Here is a 20,960-nt window from a genome sequence, read left to right as displayed (position 1 = left end):
CTCCGCGGAGAGAACCCCTCACCCGTCTCGAATGAGCTTCGCTCATTCGATCCACCCTCTCCCACAAGGGGAGAGGGAAGAAAAAATCACGTGCAGGGAGACAACGCCATGAACACATCCACCATGCTCCGCGCCTTCTGTGACGCCGTCGAGCAGCGCAACGGCAAGGCTTTCGCGGAACTGTTCACCGAGGACGGCGTCTATCACGACGTGTTCTACGGTGCGTTCGAGGGTCGGGCCAAAATCGCTGACCTGATCGACGACTGGTTCTATCGCACCGCGACCGATTTTCGCTGGGACATGCATGATCCCGTCACCGACGGCCACACGCTCTATGCGCGCTATACATTCAGCTATCGCTCGACGCTGCCGGAGGCTGAGGGTGCGCGGGCGATGTTCGAGGGCGTCGCGATCATGCGGCTGCGCGACGGCAAGATCATGGAATATCACGAGGTCGCCAACACTGCGCCGGCGTTCGTCGACCTCAAATTCGCGCCCGAGCGGATCGCCAAGATCGTGGCCAAGCAGGGCGCGGCGCTGAAGGCACGGCCGGAGATGAAGCGGCATTTGGCGGAGTGACGGCGGAGGCTAGCAAGCTTGCAGCCATTCCTGCCGAACGCTTTCATCGTCTTCACTCTTCGAAGCCCTCGCAGCCAACGCGTCGAATCTCTCTCGCTCGACCAATTGCGACAGCGCCCAGACCGCTGCGCCACGCACGAGCGGGCTTGCATCGTCAAGCAATCGCTCTGCTTCAATCGCCAGCGCCGCATCCCCGGCATTGCCGATCGCGATCAGCACGTTGCGGACAAAGCGGTCACGGCCGATGCGCTTGACCGGCGATTTCGAAAACAGCGCGCGAAATGCGGCGTCGTCGAGCCGCGCCAACTCTCCTAGCGAAGGCGCGCGCAATTCCGCGCGTGCAGCGAGTTTGGTTTCGCGGCCTTTTTGCGCGAATTTGTTCCACGGGCACACGGCGAGGCAATCGTCGCAGCCATAGATGCGGTTGCCGATGCTTTTGCGGAATTCACGCGGGATCGGGCCCTTGTTCTCGATCGTCAGGTAGGAAATGCAGCGCCGCGCATCGAGCTTGTAAGGTGCGGGGAACGCTGCAGTCGGGCAGATCTCCTGGCAGGCGTTGCATGAGCCGCAATGGTCGGTGTCGGCGGTGTCGCGCGGCAGTTCGGCGGCGGTGAAGATCGCGCCGAGAAACAGCCATGAGCCGAACTCGCGCGAGACCAGATTGGTGTGCTTGCCCTGCCAGCCGAGTCCCGCCGCCTGCGCCAGCGGCTTTTCCATCACCGCTGCAGTATCGATGAATACTTTAACTTCCTCGCCCGACGCCGCGACCAGCCACCGCGCCAGCGTCTTCAGGCGCTTCTTGATCACGTCGTGATAGTCGTCGCCCTGGGCATAGGCAGAGATTGCGCCGCGTGTGCGCTTTTCGAGAAGCGCGAGCGGATTGTCATCGGGTCCGTAGTTGAAGCCGAGCATGATGATCGAGCGCACACCCGGCCACAGCACGCGCGGATCCATCCGCCGTTCGGGTTGTGCCGCGAGCCAGTCCATGTCGCCATGCGCGCCGGCATCGAGGAACTCGCGGAAATATTTTCCGGCATTGCCGAGCGCGCCGGGATCGGTGACGCCGATGCAATCGAAACCGAGTGTCGCGGCTTCGCGCACGAGCGCGGACTTTAGATCGCTGGCGGGGAGCTTGACGGCCTTGTTCAGAAGTCGAGGTCCACGTAGGTGCGTGACGCCGGCACGCCCGCCAGCCACTCGCTCAAGAGCGGGCGGAACGACGGGCGGGATTTCACCCGCGCGTACCACATCTTTGCCGCTTCGTCCTCGCTCCATGGGACATCGCCCAGATAATCGATCGCCGAAAGGTGCGCCGCGGCGGCGAGATCCGCGTAGCTCAGCCGGTCGCCGGCGAGGAAGTTCCGCGTCTGCGCCAGCCAGCCGATATAGGCCAGATGATAGCGCACATTGGCCTTGGCTGCGCGGATCACGTCGGCCGCCGGCGCGCCGCCGCCATTCTCCTCGCTCATGAAACGCTTATAGATGCGCTCGGTTACCAGCGGGTTCGAGGCCTCCTCGAAGAATTTTTCGTTGAACCACGCCATCAGCCGGCGGACCTCGACGCGCTCCGCCATCGAGGCCGGCAACAGCCGCCGCTCGCCGGCCTCCAGGCCGTGCGTCTCGTCGAGATATTCGGCGATGACGCCTGCGCCGGGAATCGGCGGAAAGCCGTCAGCCATCAACACCGGCGTGGTGCCCGCGGGATTGAGCACGAGAAACCCTTCACGCCGCTCCCAGGCTCGCTCTTCCACCAGGCGCAGGTCGAGGCCGTGTTCGCCCAGCACCAGGCGAATGAAGCGCGAATGCGGACAGAACGGATGATGATAGAGCGTGTACATGAAATCCTTGAACAATTCGCGGCGACGCTCAAGGAACCCGAGCGGTCAAGCCGCGTCATGCGAATCGCGACACTAGCCAAGCAGACGCAAGAGGCAACTGTCTTTGGCGTTTTTTTGCGATTGCGGCATCGGGATGAATAGGCGAGAAGGACGCGGTTTTTCCAGTCAAAACGGACCCCCATCATGATGTCGGATGTAGTGAAGGCGGTGATTCTCGGCATCATCGAGGGCGTCACGGAATTCCTGCCGGTTTCATCGACCGGCCATATGCTGGTCGCGCAACGATTCTTCGGGCTCGGCGAGGGCGCGTTCTGGCAGAGCTTTGTCGTGCTGATTCAGCTCGGCGCGATCCTCGCGATCGTCATGCTTTATTTCGTCAAATTGTGGCGCGTCGCGCTCGGCATGTTCAGCAACCCCGACGACCAGCGCTTCGTGATCGGCGTATTGCTGGCGTTTCTGCCTGCGGTGGTCATCGGCCTGGTTGCCGGCAAGTACATCAAGGAGTTTCTCTTCAATCCGTGGGTGGTGTGCTTCACCCTGATCGTCGGCGGCGCAATTCTGTTGTGGGTCGATCAACTCTATCTCAAGCCGACACAGCACGACGCCACGCGCTATCCGCTGCTGATGTATCTGTGGATCGGCATCGCGCAGTGCGTCGCGATGATTCCCGGCGTGTCGCGCTCCGGCGCCAGCATCGTGGCGGCGATGCTGCTCGGCGGTGACAAGCGATCGGCCGCGGAGTTTTCGTTCTTTCTCGCGATCCCGACCATGATCGGCGCGTTCGCCTATGATTTCTACAAGAACCGCGCCGAGATGACGACCGATCACATCGGCATCATCGCGATCGGCTTCGTGGTCTCGTTCATCACCGCGGCGATCGTGGTGAAGACGTTCCTCACCTATGTCACCCGCCACGGATTCACGTTCTTTGCGTGGTGGCGCGTCGCCATCGGCGCGCTCGGCCTGATCGCGCTGGCGCTGGGGAAGTAGGCTCTCTCCGTCGTCCCGCGAACGCGGGGACCCATAACCACAAATCTTGATTGTTGAAATGAGCTGGAGCTCCAGCTCAGGGTGTAGGGTGGGCAAAGCGAAGCGTGCCCACCATCACGAGCGCGGTTATTGAATGGTGGGCACGGCGCAGGAGCGCCTTTGCCCACCCTACGAAGATTACGCGCTCTTCCTTTGAAACTGCCCGGCGGCGCGGAAGCGCCAGAGATATTGCGGGGCGATCGCTTCCATCGCTTCCGGCGTAATGCCGAGCCCCTGCAGCGTCAGACCAGCCGCCTTCGCTTCGTCCGACACGACATTGTCGACTTGCAGCATCGCCACCTGGTCCGGCGTCAGCTTCAACGGACCCGGCGCGAATTGCAGGAACTGCGACTTTAGCTTCGCCAGTCCCCACGGCAGCGAAATCAGCATGCGCTTGCGGTCGGTGATCTTGAGGATGATTTCCATGATCTCGCGCATGGTCAGCACGTCAGGCCCGCCGAGCTCGTAGGTCGCGCCCGGCTTGGTCTTGCCCTCGGCAGCATCGGCGACCGCGTTGGCGACGTCGGCGACATAGGCCGGCTGCACCCGCGTCTCGCCGCCGCCGATCAGCGGCAGGAACGGCGATATCCGGGCGAGCGACGCAAAGCGGTTGGTGAACTGATCCTCGGGCCCGAACAGCAGCGACGGCCGCAGGATCGTGGCCGATGGCGCTGCCGCCAGCACGGCCTTCTCGCCTAAAGCCTTGGAGCGGAAGTAGGCCGACGGCGAATTCTCGTCGGCGCCGATCGCCGATACATGCACCATCTGCGCGCCGATCGCGGCGGCGGCCTTGGCGATGGTTTCGGCGCCTTTGGTCTGCACCGCATCGAAGGTCTGCGCGCCGCTCTCGGCCAGGGTGCCGACCAGGTTAACCACGGTTTCGGAACCGCGCATCACCGCCTCCACCGAAGCCGGGTAGCGCAGATTGGCCTGCACGGGGTGGATCTGGCCGACGCGGCCGAGCGGTTGCAGGTGCCCGGCCAGTTCGGGCCGCCGCACCGCCACCCGAATCCGATAGCCGCGCTTGGCCAGCGCCCGGACCACGTTTCGCCCCAGAAAGCCCGATCCGCCAAACACCGTGATGAGCGTTTCCAGGTTCGCTGCCGCGTGCGATGTCATCGGGGTCAATTCCTGCCGGTCAAATTCGAAGATATCGGTGGGATTTAGCGGATTCGCGATACGCCAACACGGCTTCGCTGTACAGCGGATTTCGAATGGCATCGAAGCGATTTGACAAGCGCGTGACTGATCCTTACTAACCCGCCCGGGCCCAGGTGGCGGAATTGGTAGACGCGCTGGCTTCAGGTGCCAGTGGCTTCACGGCCGTGAAGGTTCGAGTCCTTTCCTGGGCACCATTGCCCATGCCCAAGTACCACCCATGCCCAAATCATGTTGAGCGGCTGGCGAGGCGCTGGCCGGACGCGCCCGACCATGGGCCATAGCCCCCTAGTTGATCCCCCACCCGACCGGTTGCCAGCGAGCCGGCTTCCATGGCTAAATGGAACTGTACGTTGTTTTTTAAGACAAGGGATTCAGAGCCGCCACCATTGCACAGTTCGCCACCTGCTCCCTTGAGCAAAGGCCAACGCCATGCACGTCGATGTTATTTCGAGTCTCGACAAATTGCTCCGCCTCAAGAGCAACTGGGAAGCTGTTTATCAGGCTGACCCCCAAGCGCAGCTTTACATGTCCTTTTCCTGGATGGCAGGCTGGTTCGAACGGCTCGGGTCTCAATGGATCGTCCTCGCAGCGAAGCAGGACCCTGGCTCGCCGGATTACGTCGGCTTCTTTCCGCTGCAACTGCGCACCGTTAGAAACAAAGACGGGAAATTCCAGAATCAACTGAGAACCGGCGGCGGGTATTTCGCCGGCTACAACGGATTCCTTTGCGATCCCCGGCACGAGGCCGAGCTAATGCGTGCATTTGCCGAGCACGCCAAGCGGCGAAACTGGACCGTGTTTTTCCTGGACAACATCCTGGCTTCGCCGGATCGTCTTGCGCTTTTTTTGAATGAATTTTCGCCGACCGAGTTTGTGATCGAGAAACTTCAGCGCCCTGATGACGGCGACGGCATCGACCACGACATTTACGTCTACGTGAACCTGCCTGCCGATTGGGATGCATTTCTCCATCAAACATTGAGCGCGAGCACGCGCAGGAACGTTCGGGCGGCCTTCCGGCAGGTCGAAAACGGCGGTGAATACCGGATCACGCGCCCGACTGCCGATACGATCGACGAGGACATCGAGGCGCTGCTGAAATTCTGGGAGAATCAGTGGGCGGCCAAACTGGCGGCGCGATACAATCCAGGACTGCCTTACGGCATGATGAATAATTTCCGTAACATGCTGAAGTGCTGTTTCGCGGACAATGTGCTTCTTATGCCCATCCTCTGGCGAGGGGAAACGCGCATCGGGCTCCAGGTCAGCCTCATCGACCGGAAGAACGGCACATTGATCAGCCTGTTGAACGGACGCGATCTCAGCGTCAAGCGTCCCCCGCCCGGCTTTGTTCTTCATCTTGAATGCATCCGATGGGGAATCGAGAACGGCTTCACCGTGTACGATCTCCAGACCGGAAATTTTGCCTACAAGTATGATTTTGGCGGGCTGGAACGCAGGATCGAATGCATGCGCGTGGCCACGCTTGATCAGCAGAATCTTCGCGGTCAACTGGATCCGCTGAGCCTGCCTGTGGTTTTCGCGCGTGCGCAGGGGCTCAAGACGGCAGGCGCCCTCTACGATGCCCAGCAAGCTTGCCGCCAGATCCTGGCGGTCGACCCGCGCCACGCCGATACAGCCAACCTGCTGAAAGAGCTTGAGGCCGAACAGCAGCGCAGAGTGCCGGCCGGTCTGCACGAGGCCAAAGCATTCCATCAACGCGGGCAAACGTCCGAGGCGGAGAATGCGTATCGCGCGATTCTGAAGGCAGACCCGAACCACGTCGAAGCTGCATATCTCTTGGGCGTGGTTTTCCTGCAGCAGCGCAAGTTCGAATCGGCAGAGCGGCAGATTAGCCGGGCCATTGGCCTTCAGCCCAATATTGCCGCGGCTCACTATAATCTCGGCCTCGCCTTGAAGTACCTGAACCGACGGGAGGAAGCGCTCGCCAGCTTCAACTCGGCCATCAAGCTCAAGCCCGACTATGATCTCGCCATCACGCAGCGGAACAATATTGTCCAGGACAGCCAGGGCCGCCATTGAAGCGAGCAGACCTCGGCCTCGGTTCCCTCAAGCGAGATTCAGTAACCGGGTTAGTAGAATACATCAATAAAAACAGTAAGTTGACTGCTGTTCCGCAGTCTGGGCGAGCGTGTAATTTACCGCTGGAGAAACCCATGACGGAGACCGTCAGGCTGCCGCGCAAGCTGTCCAAAGAGCGGAAGCCGGCCCTGCCTAAGGGCAGCGAGCATACGTCGCCATGCACGAAGCGGGCGATGGCCTGACTGGCGGACAAAATCACGGCGAACTCCGCAATTCCCGTCCCATAAGCCATGCCCAACCGCTCGCCTCCGGCGGTTTCGGGCGCTAGTGTTCCGTCGAATCGACCGAAGACGCGAGGCTTCCCTTCATGACAATCCGCCTGCATCGTGGCGACCTGCCCGATCTGTCCCGCTACAAGGATTCGGTGGCGATCGATACCGAGACCATGGGGCTCAATCCGCACCGTGACCGGCTCTGCGTGGTGCAGATGTCGAACGGCGATGGCAGCGCTGATGTCATCCAGATCCCTAAGGGCCACACCGACGCGCCGAACCTGAAGGCGCTGCTCGCCAATCCGGCGATCACGAAGATCTTCCACTTCGCCCGCTTCGATGTCGCCGTGCTCTACAACACCTTCGGCGTGATGCCGCAGCCGGTCTATTGCACCAAGATCGCCTCGCGGCTGAGCCGCACCTATACCGACCGCCACGGCCTGAAGGACCTGGTGCGCGAAGTCCTCAACATCGATCTGTCGAAGCAGCAGCAGTCGAGCGACTGGGGATCAGCGAGTTTGAGCGAGGCGCAGCTCGCTTATGCCGCCTCCGACGTGCTGCATCTGCATAGCCTTCGCGAACGGCTCGATGCCATGCTGGCCCGCGAGGGGCGTACGGCGATGGCACAGGCCTGTTTCGACTTCCTGCCGACCCGGGCTAAACTCGATCTCGGCGGATGGGAGGCCGAGGACATCTTCGCGCATTCGTGACCGGGACCATTTGAAGCGCCGGGCTGCCCGCCTCCGCCCCGTTTCGGTCACACTCATCGCGAGTGTCCGGGCTGCATAATCCCGCGATTGCGGGTAGGATGACGCTCTCTTGGGCGTCCTTGGAGCCGCGGTGAACTCGATACAGAACCCAGCCTTTGCCACCGGAATGGAGGCCCGCTTCGCTGCGGCCGCCCGTCACAGCCGGATGGTGCGGGTGCTGCGGGTCGCGGTTCCGGCAGCCGTGGTGCTGGCCATGGCCGGGATCGTCGCGATCTCGGTCTTCAACCCGTTCCGCATCACGGGGCTCTCGAAGCTGCCGGTCGACATGGGCAATCTCGTGGTGTCAGGCACCAAGATCACCATGGAAACGCCGCACCTTGCCGGCTTCTCCACCGACCAGCGCCCATACGATTTGTGGGCCAAGGCGGCGATCCAGGATCTCGCCAACCCCGATCACGTCGAACTCCAGACGCTGCGGGCCAAGGTCATGATGGAGGACAAGAGCACGGTGACGATGGATGCCCGCACGGGATTTTTCGACAGCAAGCAGCAGATGCTCGACCTGCGCAAGGATATCTTCCTGCAATCCTCCACCGGCTATGAGGCGAAACTGTCGCAGGCCTATGTCGACATCAACAAGGGCACGGTGACGTCGGACGAGCATGTCGACGTCAAATTGCTGAACGGGACGCTCACCGCAGACCGGCTCAGGATCATCAACAGCGGCGAGATCGTGCGCTTCGAAGGCAATGTCGTGATGAATCTGATCATGGAAAGCCCTCCGGCACCTGCTCCTGAGCCTGAGCCGCAGCCAGCGCCGAAGACGCGGTCCATCAGCGGGAAGTCCGCCAACACGAAATGATATCTATGATGCAGTTGTTCTCGCGCAGGTTTGCGGCGGCAGCGCTTGTGCTCGCGTTGACCGCCTCCGATGGCGCCTTCGCGCAAGGCGCCATGTCGGGCGTGCCGAATGCGATGCAGGGCTTTTCGCAAAACCGCGATCAGCCGATTCAGATCGAGGCGGCGTCGCTCGAAATGCGCGACAAGAAAAAGGAGGCGACCTTTTCCGGAAACGTGAAGGTCGTGCAGGGCGATACCACCATGACCTCGAAGTCGCTGGTGGTGTTTTACGACTCCGGTCCGGCATCGGACGCGCCGCCCGCTGCACCCAAGGGATCGAAATCCGCGTCGATGCAGTCCGCGAGCCCCGGGCCTGGCGGCAGCTCGTCTATCCGCCGGCTCGAAGCCAAGGGCTCCGTCGTGGTCACGCAGAAGGACCAGGTCGTGACCGGCGAGACTGCGATTTTCGACACGCGGGCCAACCTCATCACCATGGTGGGCGGGGTCGTGCTCACCCAGTGCAAGAACGTACTCAAGGGCGATCGGCTCAAGGTCGACATGACGACCGGCGTGTCGCGCGTCGAATCCGACAGCGGCAAGGTGCAGGGCATGTTCATCCAGGGAGAGAATTGCGGGTCGGGATCGGGCGGGTCGAAGCCCGCTCCGGTCCAGATACCCTCGCTGATCCCTGGTAAAAAATAAGCCAGATCAGCGCCTTAAAGATTATTTGGGGCGGTCACGGTTGAAGCCGGTAGCGCGAGCCTGTATCTACAGGGCAGGGCGCACGGCGGGGTGTTTCGCTGGGCAGGGACATCCATTCATTCATGGTTCGCTAGCGAAGCGATTCGCCGGCGGGCGCGTCGCGGAATCACCGTGAAAGGCTTAAGCGAAGCGGGATGGTGGATTTATTCGGCATGTTCCGTCGACGCCCCGCGAAACGCGGCCCTGTGGGCTTTGCGCGTTCGCGCGAGGACATTACCGCGCTCGGCGATTCCTTCGGCGACATGCTGGCGAGCCCGGTGCGCGATGCGCCGCCAATGGCGCGTTCGGCTTCGCTGCCCGGGTTGCAATTGCCGCAGCCCGAGCCCCACGTCGAACCCCGCGAGGATAGAGCGCGTTCACGGGCACAGGCGCCTCGCGCCAAGCCCAATGGCGGCGAAGCGCCCCGCCTGATCAAGCGGCCCGGCTTTCTCGCTGTGCACAGCGTGGAAAAAAGTTTTGGCACGCGGCAAGTGGTGCGCGGCGTCAGCATCTATGTTCGCCGCGGCGAGGCGGTCGGCCTGCTCGGCCCGAACGGCGCCGGCAAGACCACCGTGTTCTACATGATCACCGGACTGATCAAGGCGGATCGCGGCGCCATCGAACTCGACGGTCACGACGTGACGCAACTGCCGATGTATCAGCGCGCGCGGCTCGGCATCGGCTACCTGCCGCAGGAAGCCTCGATCTTTCGCGGCCTCACCGTCGAACAGAATATTCGCGCCGTGCTCGAAGTCGTCGAGCCCAACCGCAAGAAGCGGGAGGCCGAGCTCAATTCGCTGCTCGACGAATTCAACATCACGCGCTTGCGCAAATCGCCATCGATCGCGCTCTCCGGCGGCGAGCGCCGCCGCGTCGAAATTGCGCGCGCGCTGGCGACGCGTCCGAACTACATGCTGCTCGACGAGCCCTTTGCCGGCATCGATCCGATCGCGGTCGGCGACATTCAGGACCTGGTCCGCCACCTCACCAACCGCGGCATCGGCGTCCTGATCACCGACCACAATGTGCGTGAAACGCTCGGCCTCACCGACCGCGCCTATATCGTCTATGCCGGACAGATCCTGACCGAGGGCAGTCCGGAAGAGATCGTCAACGATCCGGATGTACGCCGTCTTTACCTTGGTGAGGAATTCCGACTATAGCGCGCGACCCGCCAGAGTATCGGCGGTTCAGTCATAAGGTATTGCACTCAACCAGGATTTTCTGGCGCGCCCGGGAGCGGCTCGGCTTCCCGCGGTCGCTGATCGCGCCATAGCCCAATTTTCGCGTTCGTCAAGGCGTGTACAAGGGCGTTGGACTAATATAAGCAAGAATCGGACCAACTTTTGGTGGATCGGTTCTTGGCCTCATGGCGCTGACGCAGAGATTAGAGTTCCGGCAGTCGCAGTCGCTGGTGATGACGCCGCAATTGATGCAGGCGATCAAGCTGCTGCAACTGTCGAATCTCGACCTCTCGGCTTTCGTCGAGGAGGAATTGGAGCGCAATCCGCTGCTGGACCGGGCCAGCGACGGCCCCGAACCGCCGGTTGCAGGCGAGCCGGTATCCGAGCGCGCCGAATTCTCCGATTCCGGCAGCTATGGCGAGGATGGCGGCGGCGATGCCTCCGATATGGGCATCGGCCCAGGGAGCGAGACATTCGAGCCCGGCCAGGAGGACTGGCTGAACCGCGACCTCGGCAGCCGAACCGAGATCGAGCAGACGCTCGACACCCCGCTCGACAACGTCTTTTCCGAAGAGCCCGCCGAAGCCGCCGCGCGGGCCGCACAGGACGCGGCGCCGACCGCCTACACCGAGTGGGGCGGGGGCGCCTCCAATGACGACGAATACAATCTGGAAGCCTTCGTCGCCGCCGAGGTGACGCTATCCGGCCACCTCGCCGAACAGCTCGCGGTCGCCTTCAGTGCGCCGGCGCAGCGCATGATCGGGCAGTATCTGATCGATCTGGTCGACGACGCCGGCTATCTGCCGCCGGATCTGGGGCAGGCCGCCGAGCGCCTGGGCGCCTCGCAGGCGGATGTCGACGCCGTGCTCGCGGTGCTGCAGACGTTCGATCCACCCGGCGTCTGCGCGCGGAACCTGAGCGAATGCCTCGCGATCCAGCTCCGCGAACTCAACCGCTACGACCCGGCCATGCAGGCGCTGGTGGAAAATCTCGATCTGCTGGCGCGGCGCGACATTGCGTCGTTGCGCAAACTGTGTGGCGTCGACGACGAAGACATCACCGACATGATCGGCGAGATCCGGCGTCTCGATCCGAAGCCCGGCCTCAAGTTCGGCTCGGCGCGCACGCAGACCATGGTGCCCGACGTCTATGTGCGGCCCGGCCCGGACGGCGGATGGCATGTCGAACTCAACAGCGACACCTTGCCGCGCGTGCTGGTCAATCAGGTCTATTACACCGAGCTGTCGAAGACGATCCGCAAGGACGGCGACAAATCCTATTTCAGCGACTGCCTGCAGAACGCGACCTGGCTGGTGCGCGCGCTCGATCAGCGCGCCCGCACCATCCTGAAGGTCGCCACCGAAATCGTCCGCCAGCAGGACGGGTTCTTCACCCATGGCGTCGCGCACCTGCGACCGCTGAATTTGAAAGCGGTGGCGGACGCGATCCAGATGCATGAATCCACGGTGTCGCGGGTCACCGCCAACAAATACATGGCGACCAATCGCGGCAGTTTTGAGCTGAAATATTTCTTTACCGCCTCGATCGCTTCGGCCGATGGCGGCGAGGCGCATTCGGCGGAAGCGGTCCGCCACCACATCAAGCAATTGATCGATGCGGAAGCGCCGAGTGCGATCCTGTCCGACGATACCATCGTGGAACGATTGCGCGAATCGGGCATTGATATTGCCCGCCGCACGGTCGCGAAGTACCGCGAAGCCATGCGCATTCCTTCTTCGGTCCAGCGCCGCCGCGACAAACAGAGCATGCTCGGTAACGCCCTTTCCGCTCCCGCCACTTCCTCCGACCGGTCCCGCGATGCGGCGCCGGCCTGATTGCGTTCGCGTCGGATCGCGATAGTGTCAGGTCCCCGACAGAGCGTGGCCCGGAAAGCGACACCGGTTTTCCGAATGGGCCATGCTCCGGCAACACCAGAGTAGTCGAGGCATCAAGCGAGGCATCAAATGACCCTTCGAATCTCCGGGAAAAGCATCAGTGTCGGCGAGGCGCTTCGTTCGCGCGTCAGCGAGCGCACCGATGAGGTCTTGAGAAAATATTTCGACGGCAATTATTCCGGCCACATCACGCTGAGCAAGGATGGCTTCGGCTTCCGCACCGATTGCGCGCTGCATCTGGACTCCGGGATTACGCTGGAGGCCGATTCCAATGCTCCCGATGCCTATGCCAGCGCCGACCAGGCACTGCTGATGATCGAGAAGCGCCTGCGCCGCTACAAGAGCCGGCTGAAGGACCGCTCGGCCCGCAAGGCCTATGCGGCTTCCGCAGCGCTGGCCGAGATCAATACCCCGGTGCTCGATGCGCCGAGCTATGTGATCGAGGCGCCGGCGGGAGGCGAAGAGGAGGTCACATCCTATAGCCCCGTTATCATCGCCGAGGCGACCACGTCGCTGAAGCGGCTTTCGGTCAGCGAGGCGGTCATGGAACTCGATCTGACGGGGGCCGCCTGTATCGTGTTTCAGCACGGGTCCAGCGGCCGGGTGAACATCATTTACCGCCGGCCGGACGGCAATGTCGGCTGGATCGACCCTCCCTCGGTTACCCCCTGAGATCTATGCCCAATGGCATTGACGCCCCCATCGGCCCTCCCTATGGTCCGCCGCGCTTTAAGCATGGGGTGCCGGAACTGGCCCTTCGGGAGTTGGCACCGCGCGTGCGTTGGAGTAGAAGCCGTGCAAATCGGGCCCCGGGTTTAACCCCGCCTCCCGTCTCATCTTCTTGACGCCCCGGTTCTAGAACCTATCCTCGCAACTTGACGGTTTAATTCACCTCGGAACGCCCCATGACGATTACCGATCTGGTCGCACCCGAGGCGATTCTCCCCGCTTTGAAGGTCATCAGCAAGAAGCAGGCGCTGCAGGAGCTGGCCGCGCGCGCCTCCGCCCTGACCGGCCAGAACGAACGCTCGGTGTTCGAGGTGCTGCTGCAGCGGGAGAAACTCGGCACCACCGCGGTGGGCTATGGCGTCGCCATTCCGCACGGCAAACTGCCGAAACTGGAAAAGCTGTTCGGGCTGTTCGCCCGGCTGGAACGCCCGATCGATTTCGAGGCGATGGACGGCCAACCGGTCGACCTGATCTTCCTGCTGCTGGCCCCGGAAGGCGCCGGCGCCGATCATTTGAAGGCGCTGGCGCGGATTGCGCGCCTGTTGCGCGACCAGGACGTCGCCAAGAAGCTCCGCGCCTCCCGCGACGCCCAGGCGATCTATTCGGTGCTGGCGCTGCCGCCGGCGAGCGCGGCGTAATTCCGTCAAACGGAATCGTGATTCCCTGCCCGGTAGTACACCGGATAAACGCAATTTTAAGCTAAATATTAGCAATTTCAGTCGCTGGGATTTTTTTCAACGCCCGGAGAACATTGCCATGACGCTGCGGCTGACGATTTCGCGCGCAATATTGATTTTTGGATTGGTTACTGCATTGGGCCTCGGTGCCGTCATTGCCACCAGCGTTTACGGGCTGTCGCAGCTCAAGGTCGGCGGTCCGCTTTACAACCAGATCAAGCTCGGCAACGACCTCATTGCCGACATCCTGCCGCCGCCCGAATATGTCATCGAGGCCTATCTCGAGGCCACCCTCGTGCTGCACGATCCGGCGCAGCTTTCGTCGCATCGCGACCGTATTGCGCAGCTCAAGAAGGAATATGACGAGCGGCACGATTTCTGGACCAAATCCGATCTCGATCCGGTGTTGAAGACGAAGTTGGTCGAGAAGTCCGACAGCGAGGTGCGCCGCTTCTGGACCGCAATCCAGGGCGGCCTGTTGCCTGCGCTCGCCAAGGGCGACGGCACGGCTGCGGCGAAATCCTATGCCGAGATCACCGCACGCTATACCGCGCACCGCGCCATCATCGACGACATCGTCAAGCAGACCAACGAGCAGAACGCGGCGACGGAGGTCGCGGCGACGGGGCGCGTCAGCACGTTCACGTGGGTGCTGTGGGGCGTTTCGGCCGCGGTGTTTCTGGTCATCGGCGCGGGCATTTTCGGTGTGGCATTCGGCGTCATACGCCCCATCGCCGAAATGACCGACGTGATGAAGGGCCTTGCCGGCGGCGATCTCTTTGTCTCGGTCCCGGCCCTCAGCCGCGACGACGAAGTCGGCGCCATGGCGCGCGCGGTTCAGGTGTTCAAGGACAACGCGCTGCGCGTTCAGTCGATGGAGTCGGAGCAGGCAAGTCTGAAGTCGAAGGCCGAAGGCGAACGCAAGGCCGCGATGCAGCAGATGGCCGATGGCTTCGATGCCGCGATTGGAAAGATCATTCAGACCGTATCGACCGCCTCATCCGAACTCGAATCATCGGCCGGACAGCTAACCAAGACTGCCGAAGTGACCCAGATGCTCTCGGCAACCGTTGCCTCCGCATCGGAGCAATCGTCGGCCAACGCGCAGTCCGCCGCGGCGGCCGCGGAAGAGATGGCCTCGTCGGTGTCTGAGATCGGCCGCCAGGTCCAGGATTCGCACAAGATATCCCGCGAGGCGGTCAGCCAGATCGAGCAGACCAACGCGCGGATTGCCGATCTCGCGCAGTCCGCCAGCCGGATCGGCGAAGTGGTCAAGATGATCAGCGCGGTCGCCGAGCAGACCAACCTGCTGGCGCTGAACGCCACGATCGAAGCGGCGCGCGCCGGTGAGGCGGGCCGCGGATTTGCGGTTGTCGCCTCCGAGGTCAAGGCGCTTGCCGCGCAGACCGCGAAAGCGACCGAGGAAATCAGCGAGCAGATCAGCCAGATGCAATCGGCGACCAATCAGTCGGTGTCGGCGATCCAGGAAATCGGCGGCACGATCGGCCGCATCGCGGAAATCTCGCAGGCAATCGCGGCAGCGGTGGAAGAGCAGGGCGCAACAACCCAGGAGATCTCGCGCAACGTGCAGCAGGCGGCGCAGGGCGCCACGCAGGTCGCGGGCAGCATCACCGACGTCAACCGCGGCGCGACCGATACCGGCGCGGCATCGACGCATGTGCATGGTCTGGCCCGCTCGCTGCTGGGACAGAGCAATCATCTCAAGGGCGAAGTGGAGAAATTCCTCTCCACCGTTCGCGCGGCCTAGAGCATGATCCGGAAAAGTGCGAAGCGGTTTTCCGAAAAGATCATGCTCAAACAAAGAGATGATATAGGCGGACTGGAATTTGCTACTAACGAAGATACGCGGGCGATGCCCGCGTATCCGAAACTCTCTTCTCGCATTCACTCGGAATCAGATCAGTCGATACCGGCGAAGCTTCGTCAGTGACAGCAGCAGTGCTGCGTCAGTGACAGCAGCAAGCGCTGCGTCAGTGCACGCTGACGGCCTGAAGCTCGTTGCTCCATGCGTTGGCGATCGCCGCTTCGCGGCTGTCGGTCAGCATGATCGGGGTGCCGTCGGCGGCATGCAGCGCGAACAGTTTCAGCCCTGGCGCGATTTTCGGCGCTTGCGGAAACAGTCCCGGCACGTCCTCGGAACGGACTTGTTTCACGTAGGCGATATGGCCTTCACCAAGATGGGCCAGCGCCTCAACGGAAACCTTTTCGGATTCGAAGGTCACACTCATGTCACTCATGGTCTCGACTCCTCTGGAGACTAAGCGGTCGAGTCCGCTCCTTGTTCCACTATTATTCGTGCTCATTGATAGCGATTGTCTTAACGACCCTTTCAGGCTCCGGCCTGGCAAGGTCGATCGACAACAGCCCGTTTTTCAAATCCGCGCCCAGCACCTGCATCCCCTCCGCCAGCACGAAGGTGCGCTGGAAGTGGCGCGCGGCGATGCCGCGATGGATGTATTGCCGGGCCTTGTCGTCCTGCTGGCGGCCCCGGATCACGAGCTGGTTTTCCTCAATGGTCACATCGAGTTGGTCACGGGTAAAACCCGCCACCGCCAGCGTGATGCGCAACCGTTCGGGTTGGCCGTTGGCGCGGTCACACCGCTCGATGTTGTAAGGAGGATAACCGTCGGCGCCTTTGACGACGCGATCGAGCGCACGCTCGATTTCGTCGAACCCAAGCAGGAACGGACTTGATAACGAAGGAACACGAGACATCACAAAGTCCTCTCGAAGCGACTTTGAGGGGCCCTTGCGGCGCCCCATTCAACCGGCCGGCCGACTTGCCGTCCGGTCATGAGGGAATATGGGGGTGATTTGGGGAGGGTTCAAGCACCTCTGAACGCTGCGTAAATCGGGCCGCCACAGCTGTCATTCCGGGGCGGCGCGAAGCGTCGAGCTATGGGGGCGCTCTTGCGCCCCAGAGAATCTCGAGATTCCCCGATGCGCAATTGCGCATCTGAGGTCTGGTCCTTCGGACCATCCCGGAATGACGTACTCAGACCCGCTTCCGTCCATCAGCGGTAAATAGATGCAGCTTTTCGGGCGCGGCAACCGCCCTGATTCGCTCGCCAATGGCGGGACCGACGGCGCCGGGAATCCGCACGATGATTTCCCCAGGCGGCAGCTCGCCCGGAGTAGCGGCCACCCCCTGCATCTCCTGCTGTCTCGTCCCGTAGACGAAGGTTTCGGCGCCGACGCGCTCGATCGCTTCCACGGTGAGGCCGAGCGCCACGCCGCCGGACACCGTCTGGTTCGAGATCACAAAGTCTTCAGGCCGGATGCCGATGATGCCGGCTTCGCCAGCGCGGGCATCGCCGGCCAATTGCGATTTCAATTCGGAGCGCAGCGGCATCAGGTTCATCGGCGGGGCGCCGATGAAGGAGGCAACGAAGGTGGTGGCGGGCTTCTGGTAAATTTCCAGCGGATTGCCGATCTGCTCGACCTGGCCGCCGTTCATCACCACGAGAATGTCGGCCAGCGTCATCGCCTCGAGCTGGTCGTGGGTGACGTAGATCGATGTCGTGGACAGCCGGCGCTGCAATTTGCGGATTTCGACGCGCATGGCGATGCGCAGTTTGGCATCGAGGTTCGACAGCGGCTCGTCGAACAGAAACACTTTTGGCTGCCGCACGATGGCGCGGCCCATCGCGACGCGCTGGCGCTGGCCGCCGGACAATTGCCGCGGCTTGCGTTCGAGCATTGCGCCGAGCTCGAGAATGCGGGCGGCTTCCTCGACGCGCGTCTTGATCTCGCCCTCCGCCATGCCTCGGTTGCGCAGGCCATAGGCCATGTTGTTGTAGACGCTCATGTGCGGGTAGAGCGCGTAGTTCTGGAACACCATTGCGATGTCGCGGTCGGCCGGCTCGATCTGGTTGACGACGCGCCCGCCGATATCGATCTCACCGCCGGTGATGGTCTCCAGCCCCGCGACCATGCGCAAGAGCGTGGATTTTCCGCAGCCGGACGGGCCGACCAGCACGCAGAACTGGCCGTCGCCGACCTCGAAGTCGATGCCCTTGATGGCCTCGAAGCCACCAAGGTAGGTTTTGCGGACGTTGCGGAGCGTTACATTAGCCATCGAGCATTCGCCATATTCACTTTTCCGTCTGGACCAGGCCGCGGACGAACAGCCGCTGCATGAATATGACCACGGCGACGGGCGGCAGCATGGCGAGGACCGCGGTCGCCATTGCGAGCTGCCATTCGGCCAGCTCGTCGGTCGTCACCAGCATCTTCTTGATGCCGATCACGATGGTCTGCATCGAATCCTGCGTGGTGATCAGAAGCGGCCAGAGATATTGATTCCAGCCATAGATGAACTGGATGACGAACAGCGCCGCCATGGTCGTCACCGACAGCGGCAAGAGCGTATCCCAGAAGAAGCGGAAGGGTCCGGCGCCGTCGATGCGCGAGGCTTCCAGGAGTTCATCCGGCACCGTCATGAAGAACTGGCGGAACAGCAGCGTGCCGGTGGCGGATGCAATCAGCGGCAGGATCAGGCCGGCATAGGTGTCGAGCAGGCGCAAATCCGCGACCACCTTGTAGGTCGGGTAGATGCGCACTTCGACCGGCAGCATCAGCGTGATGAAGATGATCCAGAACGCGGTCTTGCGGAAGGGAAATCGGAAATAGACCACCGCATAGGCCGACAGGATCGAGATGAAGATCTTGCCCACCGCAATGCCGATCGCCGAGACGAAGGAGTTGATCAGCATGTTGGCCACCGGCTCGCGGCTGGTGCGTGCGCCGCCGACGAAGATGGCGCGATAATAGTTCTCCAACGTGCGGCTGCCGGGCACAGCCGGCATGTGGCCGCCGACCACCGTCGCCGCATCATGGGTCGAGGCGACCAGCGCGAGATAAACCGGGAAAGCGACGATGAATATGCCAAGCGTCAGGATCGCGTAGGCGATGAAATCGGTGAGCGGGCGGTGCTCGACCATCAGTACTGCACCTTGCGTTCGACATAGCGGAACTGGATCGCGGTCAGCGCGATCACGATGACCATCAGCACCACCGACTGCGCCGCCGAGCCGCCGAGGTCGCCACCGAGACGGCCGTCGGCATAGACCTTGTAGACCATGGTGGTGGTGGCGCCGGCGGGGCCCCCGCCGGTGACGGCGTCGATGATGCCAAACGTATCGAAGAAGACGTAGACGACGTTGACCACCAGCAGGAAGAACGTCGTCGGCGACAGCAGCGGGAAGATGATGGTCCAGAAGCGGCGCATCGGCCGGGCGCCGTCGATGGCACCGGCCTCGATCACGCTCCTTGGGATCGCCTGCAGGCCGGCTAGGAAGAACAGGAAATTGTAGGAGATCTGCTTCCAGACGGACGCCATTACCACCAGCATCATGGCGTGGTTCTCGTTGAGCAGCGGATTCCAGTCGAGACCCATGCCGCGCAGCGGACGCGCCAGCATGCCGAGCGAAGGCTGGAACATGAAGAACCAGAGCACGCCGGCCACCGCGGGCGCCACCGCGTAGGGCCAGATCATCAGCGTCTTGTAGGCGGGCGCGGCCTTCAGATTCTTGTCGGCCTGGGTTGCGAACAACAGCGCGATCGAGAGCGACAGCGCCGCAACCAGCGTCGAGAAGATCACCGTCGTCAGCATCGATCGGTAATATTCCGGCTGAGCGAACAGGGCCTGATAATTTTCCAGCCCGACGAATTCGGAGACCAGGCCGAACGCGTCCTCGCGCAGGAAGGACTGCCAGATCGCCTGGCTTGCCGGCCAATAGAAGAAGACAACCGTGATGACAAGCTGCGGCAGCAGCAGCAGATAAGGCAGCAGGCGGTTGTTGAAGACGGTGGACTTTTCCATTCAGGCGTCGCGGTCTTCCCGGTGATGCAAGCGCTCCCTCCCGCATTGCAGGAGGGAGCGCCGGTAGTCTGGTTCAGCTTCGCCTACTTGGCAGTCTTCTCGAAGGTGCGCAACATCGCATTGCCCCGGGAGACGGCCGCATCGAGGGCTTCCTTCGCAGACTTCTTGCCGCCCAGCGCCGCCTCGATCTCCTCGGACCAGAGGTCGCGCATCTGCACCATGTTGCCGAAGCGCAGGCCGCGCGAATTCTCGGTCGGCTCCTTGTTGGTGAGTTCCTTCAAGGGAGTCTGCAGGGTCGGGTTCTTCTCATAGAAGCCGTCCTTGATCGATTTCTCGTAGGCCGCCTTGGTGATCGGCAGATAGCCGGACTCCTGATGCAGCTTGGCCTGGCGGTTGGTGTCCGACAGGAAGGTGAAGAACTTGGCGACGCCCTTGTACTCTTCCGGCTTCTTGCCGCCCATCACCCAGAGCGACGCGCCGCCGATGATCGAGTTCTGCGGGGCGCCGGCAACGTCAGGGTAATAGGGCATCGGCGCCGAGGTGAAGTCGAATTTGGCCGTGCCTTTGGCGGTCGCGTAATAGCCCGACGAGGTCAGGAAGATCGCGCATTCGCCGGAGCCGAAGCGAGCTTCGTTGGTGCTGGTGCGCCCGCCATAATCGTAGGTCTTGTCCTTCTGCAGATCGACCAGGTTCTGCAGGTGTTTTACATGCAGCGGCGAGTTGAACTTCAGCTCGGTATCGAAACCGTCGAGGCCGTTGGCCTTGGTGCCGATCGGCACGTTGTGCCAGGCCGAGAACTGCTCGATATGCACCCAGCTCGCCCAGGCATTGGAGAAGCCGCAGGTCGCATGCCCCGCCGCTTTCAGCTTCTTGGCGGCGTCGAACACTTCGGGCCAGGTCTTCGGGATTTCGGTGACACCCGCCTTCTTCAATTCGTCCTTGTTGATCCACATCACCGTCGACGAGGAGTTGAAGGGGAACGAAAGCATGTCTCCCTTGGAGGTCGAGTAGTAGCCGGTGATGGTCGGCAGGTACGCCTTGGGGTCGAACGGCTCGCCGGCATCCTTCATGAGCTGGTAGACCGGCTTGATGGCGCCGGTGGCGCTCATCATGGTGGCGGTGCCGACTTCGAACACTTGCATGATGTGCGGCGCGTTGCCGGCGCGGAACGCCGCGATGCCGGCGTTCATGGTGTCGGGATAGCTGCCCTTGTAGGACGGCACGACCTTGTAGTCGGACTGGCTGGCGTTGAACTCTTCGGCGAGCTTGTTGACGATGTCGTTGTTGCCACCGGTCATGGCGTGCCACCACTGGATCTCGGTCACAGCGTGGGCAGGTGTTGCGAACGCCAGCGCAGCAGTGACTGCCGCGGCTGGGCCGAATTGTCGAAATGCCATGTAATTCCTCCAGGTTGGGG

At 62.3% G+C, this 20,960-nt stretch carries 20 protein-coding genes and 1 tRNA gene; 12 read left to right on the top strand and 9 right to left on the bottom strand.

The window, feature by feature from the left end:
* Positions 1 to 108 precede the first annotated feature (108 nt).
* The gene (locus tag V1292_RS07855; protein WP_334371573.1) at positions 109 to 579 is read left to right on the top strand and encodes a nuclear transport factor 2 family protein; all 471 of its coding nucleotides are present in this window, start codon (positions 109 to 111) and stop codon (positions 577 to 579) included.
* A gap of 9 nt (positions 580 to 588) precedes the next feature.
* Here V1292_RS07855 and queG read toward each other — a convergent pair whose 3' ends face one another.
* A complete protein-coding gene (gene queG, locus V1292_RS07850) occupies positions 589 to 1,776 on the bottom strand; it encodes a tRNA epoxyqueuosine(34) reductase QueG (protein ID WP_334371571.1) in 1,188 nt (395 codons plus the stop codon).
* Positions 1,725 to 2,417, bottom strand: a complete 693-nt coding sequence (locus V1292_RS07845; RefSeq protein ID WP_028347923.1) for a glutathione S-transferase family protein — start codon at positions 2,415 to 2,417, stop codon at positions 1,725 to 1,727. The genes queG and V1292_RS07845 overlap by 52 nt, the downstream gene beginning before the upstream one ends.
* A gap of 183 nt (positions 2,418 to 2,600) precedes the next feature.
* Here V1292_RS07845 and V1292_RS07840 point away from each other — a divergent pair, with 183 nt between their 5' ends.
* Positions 2,601 to 3,407, top strand: a complete 807-nt coding sequence (locus V1292_RS07840) for an undecaprenyl-diphosphate phosphatase (protein WP_334371569.1) — start codon at positions 2,601 to 2,603, stop codon at positions 3,405 to 3,407.
* Between the two features lie 177 nt (positions 3,408 to 3,584).
* Here the strand turns inward: V1292_RS07840 and V1292_RS07835 are convergent, their stop codons facing one another.
* Complete coding sequence (locus V1292_RS07835; RefSeq protein ID WP_334371568.1) at positions 3,585 to 4,565, bottom strand: complex I NDUFA9 subunit family protein; 981 nt, start codon at positions 4,563 to 4,565, stop codon at positions 3,585 to 3,587.
* 149 nt (positions 4,566 to 4,714) lie between these two features.
* Here V1292_RS07835 and V1292_RS07830 point away from each other — a divergent pair.
* From V1292_RS07830 to V1292_RS07785, 10 genes are all read left to right on the top strand, one after another.
* Positions 4,715 to 4,801, top strand: a tRNA-Leu gene (locus tag V1292_RS07830).
* A gap of 235 nt (positions 4,802 to 5,036) precedes the next feature.
* Positions 5,037 to 6,650 (top strand): GNAT family N-acetyltransferase, encoded by a 1,614-nt coding sequence (locus V1292_RS07825; RefSeq protein WP_334371567.1) that lies wholly within the window; start codon positions 5,037 to 5,039, stop codon positions 6,648 to 6,650.
* 367 nt (positions 6,651 to 7,017) lie between these two features.
* Positions 7,018 to 7,632, top strand: coding sequence for a ribonuclease D (locus tag V1292_RS07820; protein WP_334371566.1), 615 nt, complete (start codon positions 7,018 to 7,020; stop codon positions 7,630 to 7,632).
* Positions 7,633 to 7,762: 130 nt separating this feature from the next.
* Positions 7,763 to 8,494, top strand: coding sequence for an LPS export ABC transporter periplasmic protein LptC (lptC, locus tag V1292_RS07815; protein WP_334371564.1), 732 nt, complete (start codon positions 7,763 to 7,765; stop codon positions 8,492 to 8,494).
* On the top strand, positions 8,491 to 9,174 hold the full coding sequence (locus V1292_RS07810) for an LptA/OstA family protein (protein ID WP_334371562.1): 684 nt from the start codon (positions 8,491 to 8,493) through the stop codon (positions 9,172 to 9,174). Before lptC ends, V1292_RS07810 begins: the two co-directional genes overlap by 4 nt.
* Positions 9,175 to 9,368: 194 nt before the next feature.
* A complete protein-coding gene (lptB, locus tag V1292_RS07805; protein ID WP_334371560.1) occupies positions 9,369 to 10,376 on the top strand; it encodes an LPS export ABC transporter ATP-binding protein in 1,008 nt (335 codons plus the stop codon).
* Positions 10,377 to 10,582: 206 nt separating this feature from the next.
* The gene (gene rpoN, locus V1292_RS07800) at positions 10,583 to 12,232 is read left to right on the top strand and encodes an RNA polymerase factor sigma-54 (RefSeq protein WP_334371558.1); all 1,650 of its coding nucleotides are present in this window, start codon (positions 10,583 to 10,585) and stop codon (positions 12,230 to 12,232) included.
* A gap of 129 nt (positions 12,233 to 12,361) precedes the next feature.
* Positions 12,362 to 12,964 carry a ribosome hibernation-promoting factor, HPF/YfiA family gene (gene hpf / locus V1292_RS07795; protein ID WP_334371556.1) on the top strand — a complete coding sequence of 201 codons (603 nt, stop codon included), beginning with the start codon at positions 12,362 to 12,364 and terminating at the stop codon, positions 12,962 to 12,964.
* Positions 12,965 to 13,197: 233 nt separating this feature from the next.
* The gene (gene ptsN / locus V1292_RS07790) at positions 13,198 to 13,659 is read left to right on the top strand and encodes a PTS IIA-like nitrogen regulatory protein PtsN (protein WP_028347914.1); all 462 of its coding nucleotides are present in this window, start codon (positions 13,198 to 13,200) and stop codon (positions 13,657 to 13,659) included.
* Positions 13,660 to 13,777: 118 nt separating this feature from the next.
* Positions 13,778 to 15,466, top strand: a complete 1,689-nt coding sequence (locus V1292_RS07785; protein ID WP_334371554.1) for a methyl-accepting chemotaxis protein — start codon at positions 13,778 to 13,780, stop codon at positions 15,464 to 15,466.
* A gap of 223 nt (positions 15,467 to 15,689) precedes the next feature.
* Here V1292_RS07785 and V1292_RS07780 read toward each other — a convergent pair whose 3' ends face one another.
* From V1292_RS07780 to ugpB, 6 genes are all read right to left on the bottom strand, one after another.
* Positions 15,690 to 15,956: a DUF1150 family protein gene (locus tag V1292_RS07780; RefSeq protein WP_065746389.1), complete on the bottom strand. Its 267-nt coding sequence runs from the start codon at positions 15,954 to 15,956 to the stop codon at positions 15,690 to 15,692.
* 52 nt (positions 15,957 to 16,008) lie between these two features.
* Complete coding sequence (locus V1292_RS07775) at positions 16,009 to 16,434, bottom strand: Hsp20 family protein (RefSeq protein WP_028347911.1); 426 nt, start codon at positions 16,432 to 16,434, stop codon at positions 16,009 to 16,011.
* Between the two features lie 280 nt (positions 16,435 to 16,714).
* Positions 16,715 to 17,797 (bottom strand): sn-glycerol-3-phosphate import ATP-binding protein UgpC, encoded by a 1,083-nt coding sequence (locus V1292_RS07770; RefSeq protein ID WP_334371551.1) that lies wholly within the window; start codon positions 17,795 to 17,797, stop codon positions 16,715 to 16,717.
* A gap of 16 nt (positions 17,798 to 17,813) precedes the next feature.
* Positions 17,814 to 18,662, bottom strand: a complete 849-nt coding sequence (gene ugpE / locus V1292_RS07765) for a sn-glycerol-3-phosphate ABC transporter permease UgpE (RefSeq protein ID WP_334371549.1) — start codon at positions 18,660 to 18,662, stop codon at positions 17,814 to 17,816.
* On the bottom strand, positions 18,662 to 19,543 hold the full coding sequence (gene ugpA / locus V1292_RS07760) for a sn-glycerol-3-phosphate ABC transporter permease UgpA (RefSeq protein ID WP_334371546.1): 882 nt from the start codon (positions 19,541 to 19,543) through the stop codon (positions 18,662 to 18,664). The genes ugpE and ugpA overlap by 1 nt, the downstream gene beginning before the upstream one ends.
* Positions 19,544 to 19,626: 83 nt before the next feature.
* Positions 19,627 to 20,940, bottom strand: coding sequence for a sn-glycerol-3-phosphate ABC transporter substrate-binding protein UgpB (ugpB, locus tag V1292_RS07755; RefSeq protein WP_334371544.1), 1,314 nt, complete (start codon positions 20,938 to 20,940; stop codon positions 19,627 to 19,629).
* Between the last annotated feature and the right edge of the window lie 20 nt (positions 20,941 to 20,960).

Source organism: Bradyrhizobium sp. AZCC 1719, assembly GCF_036924525.1.
GTDB lineage: Bacteria > Pseudomonadota > Alphaproteobacteria > Rhizobiales > Xanthobacteraceae > Bradyrhizobium.
Note: the sequence above shows the minus strand (reverse complement) of the source record. Positions and strands in the feature narration are given on the sequence as shown.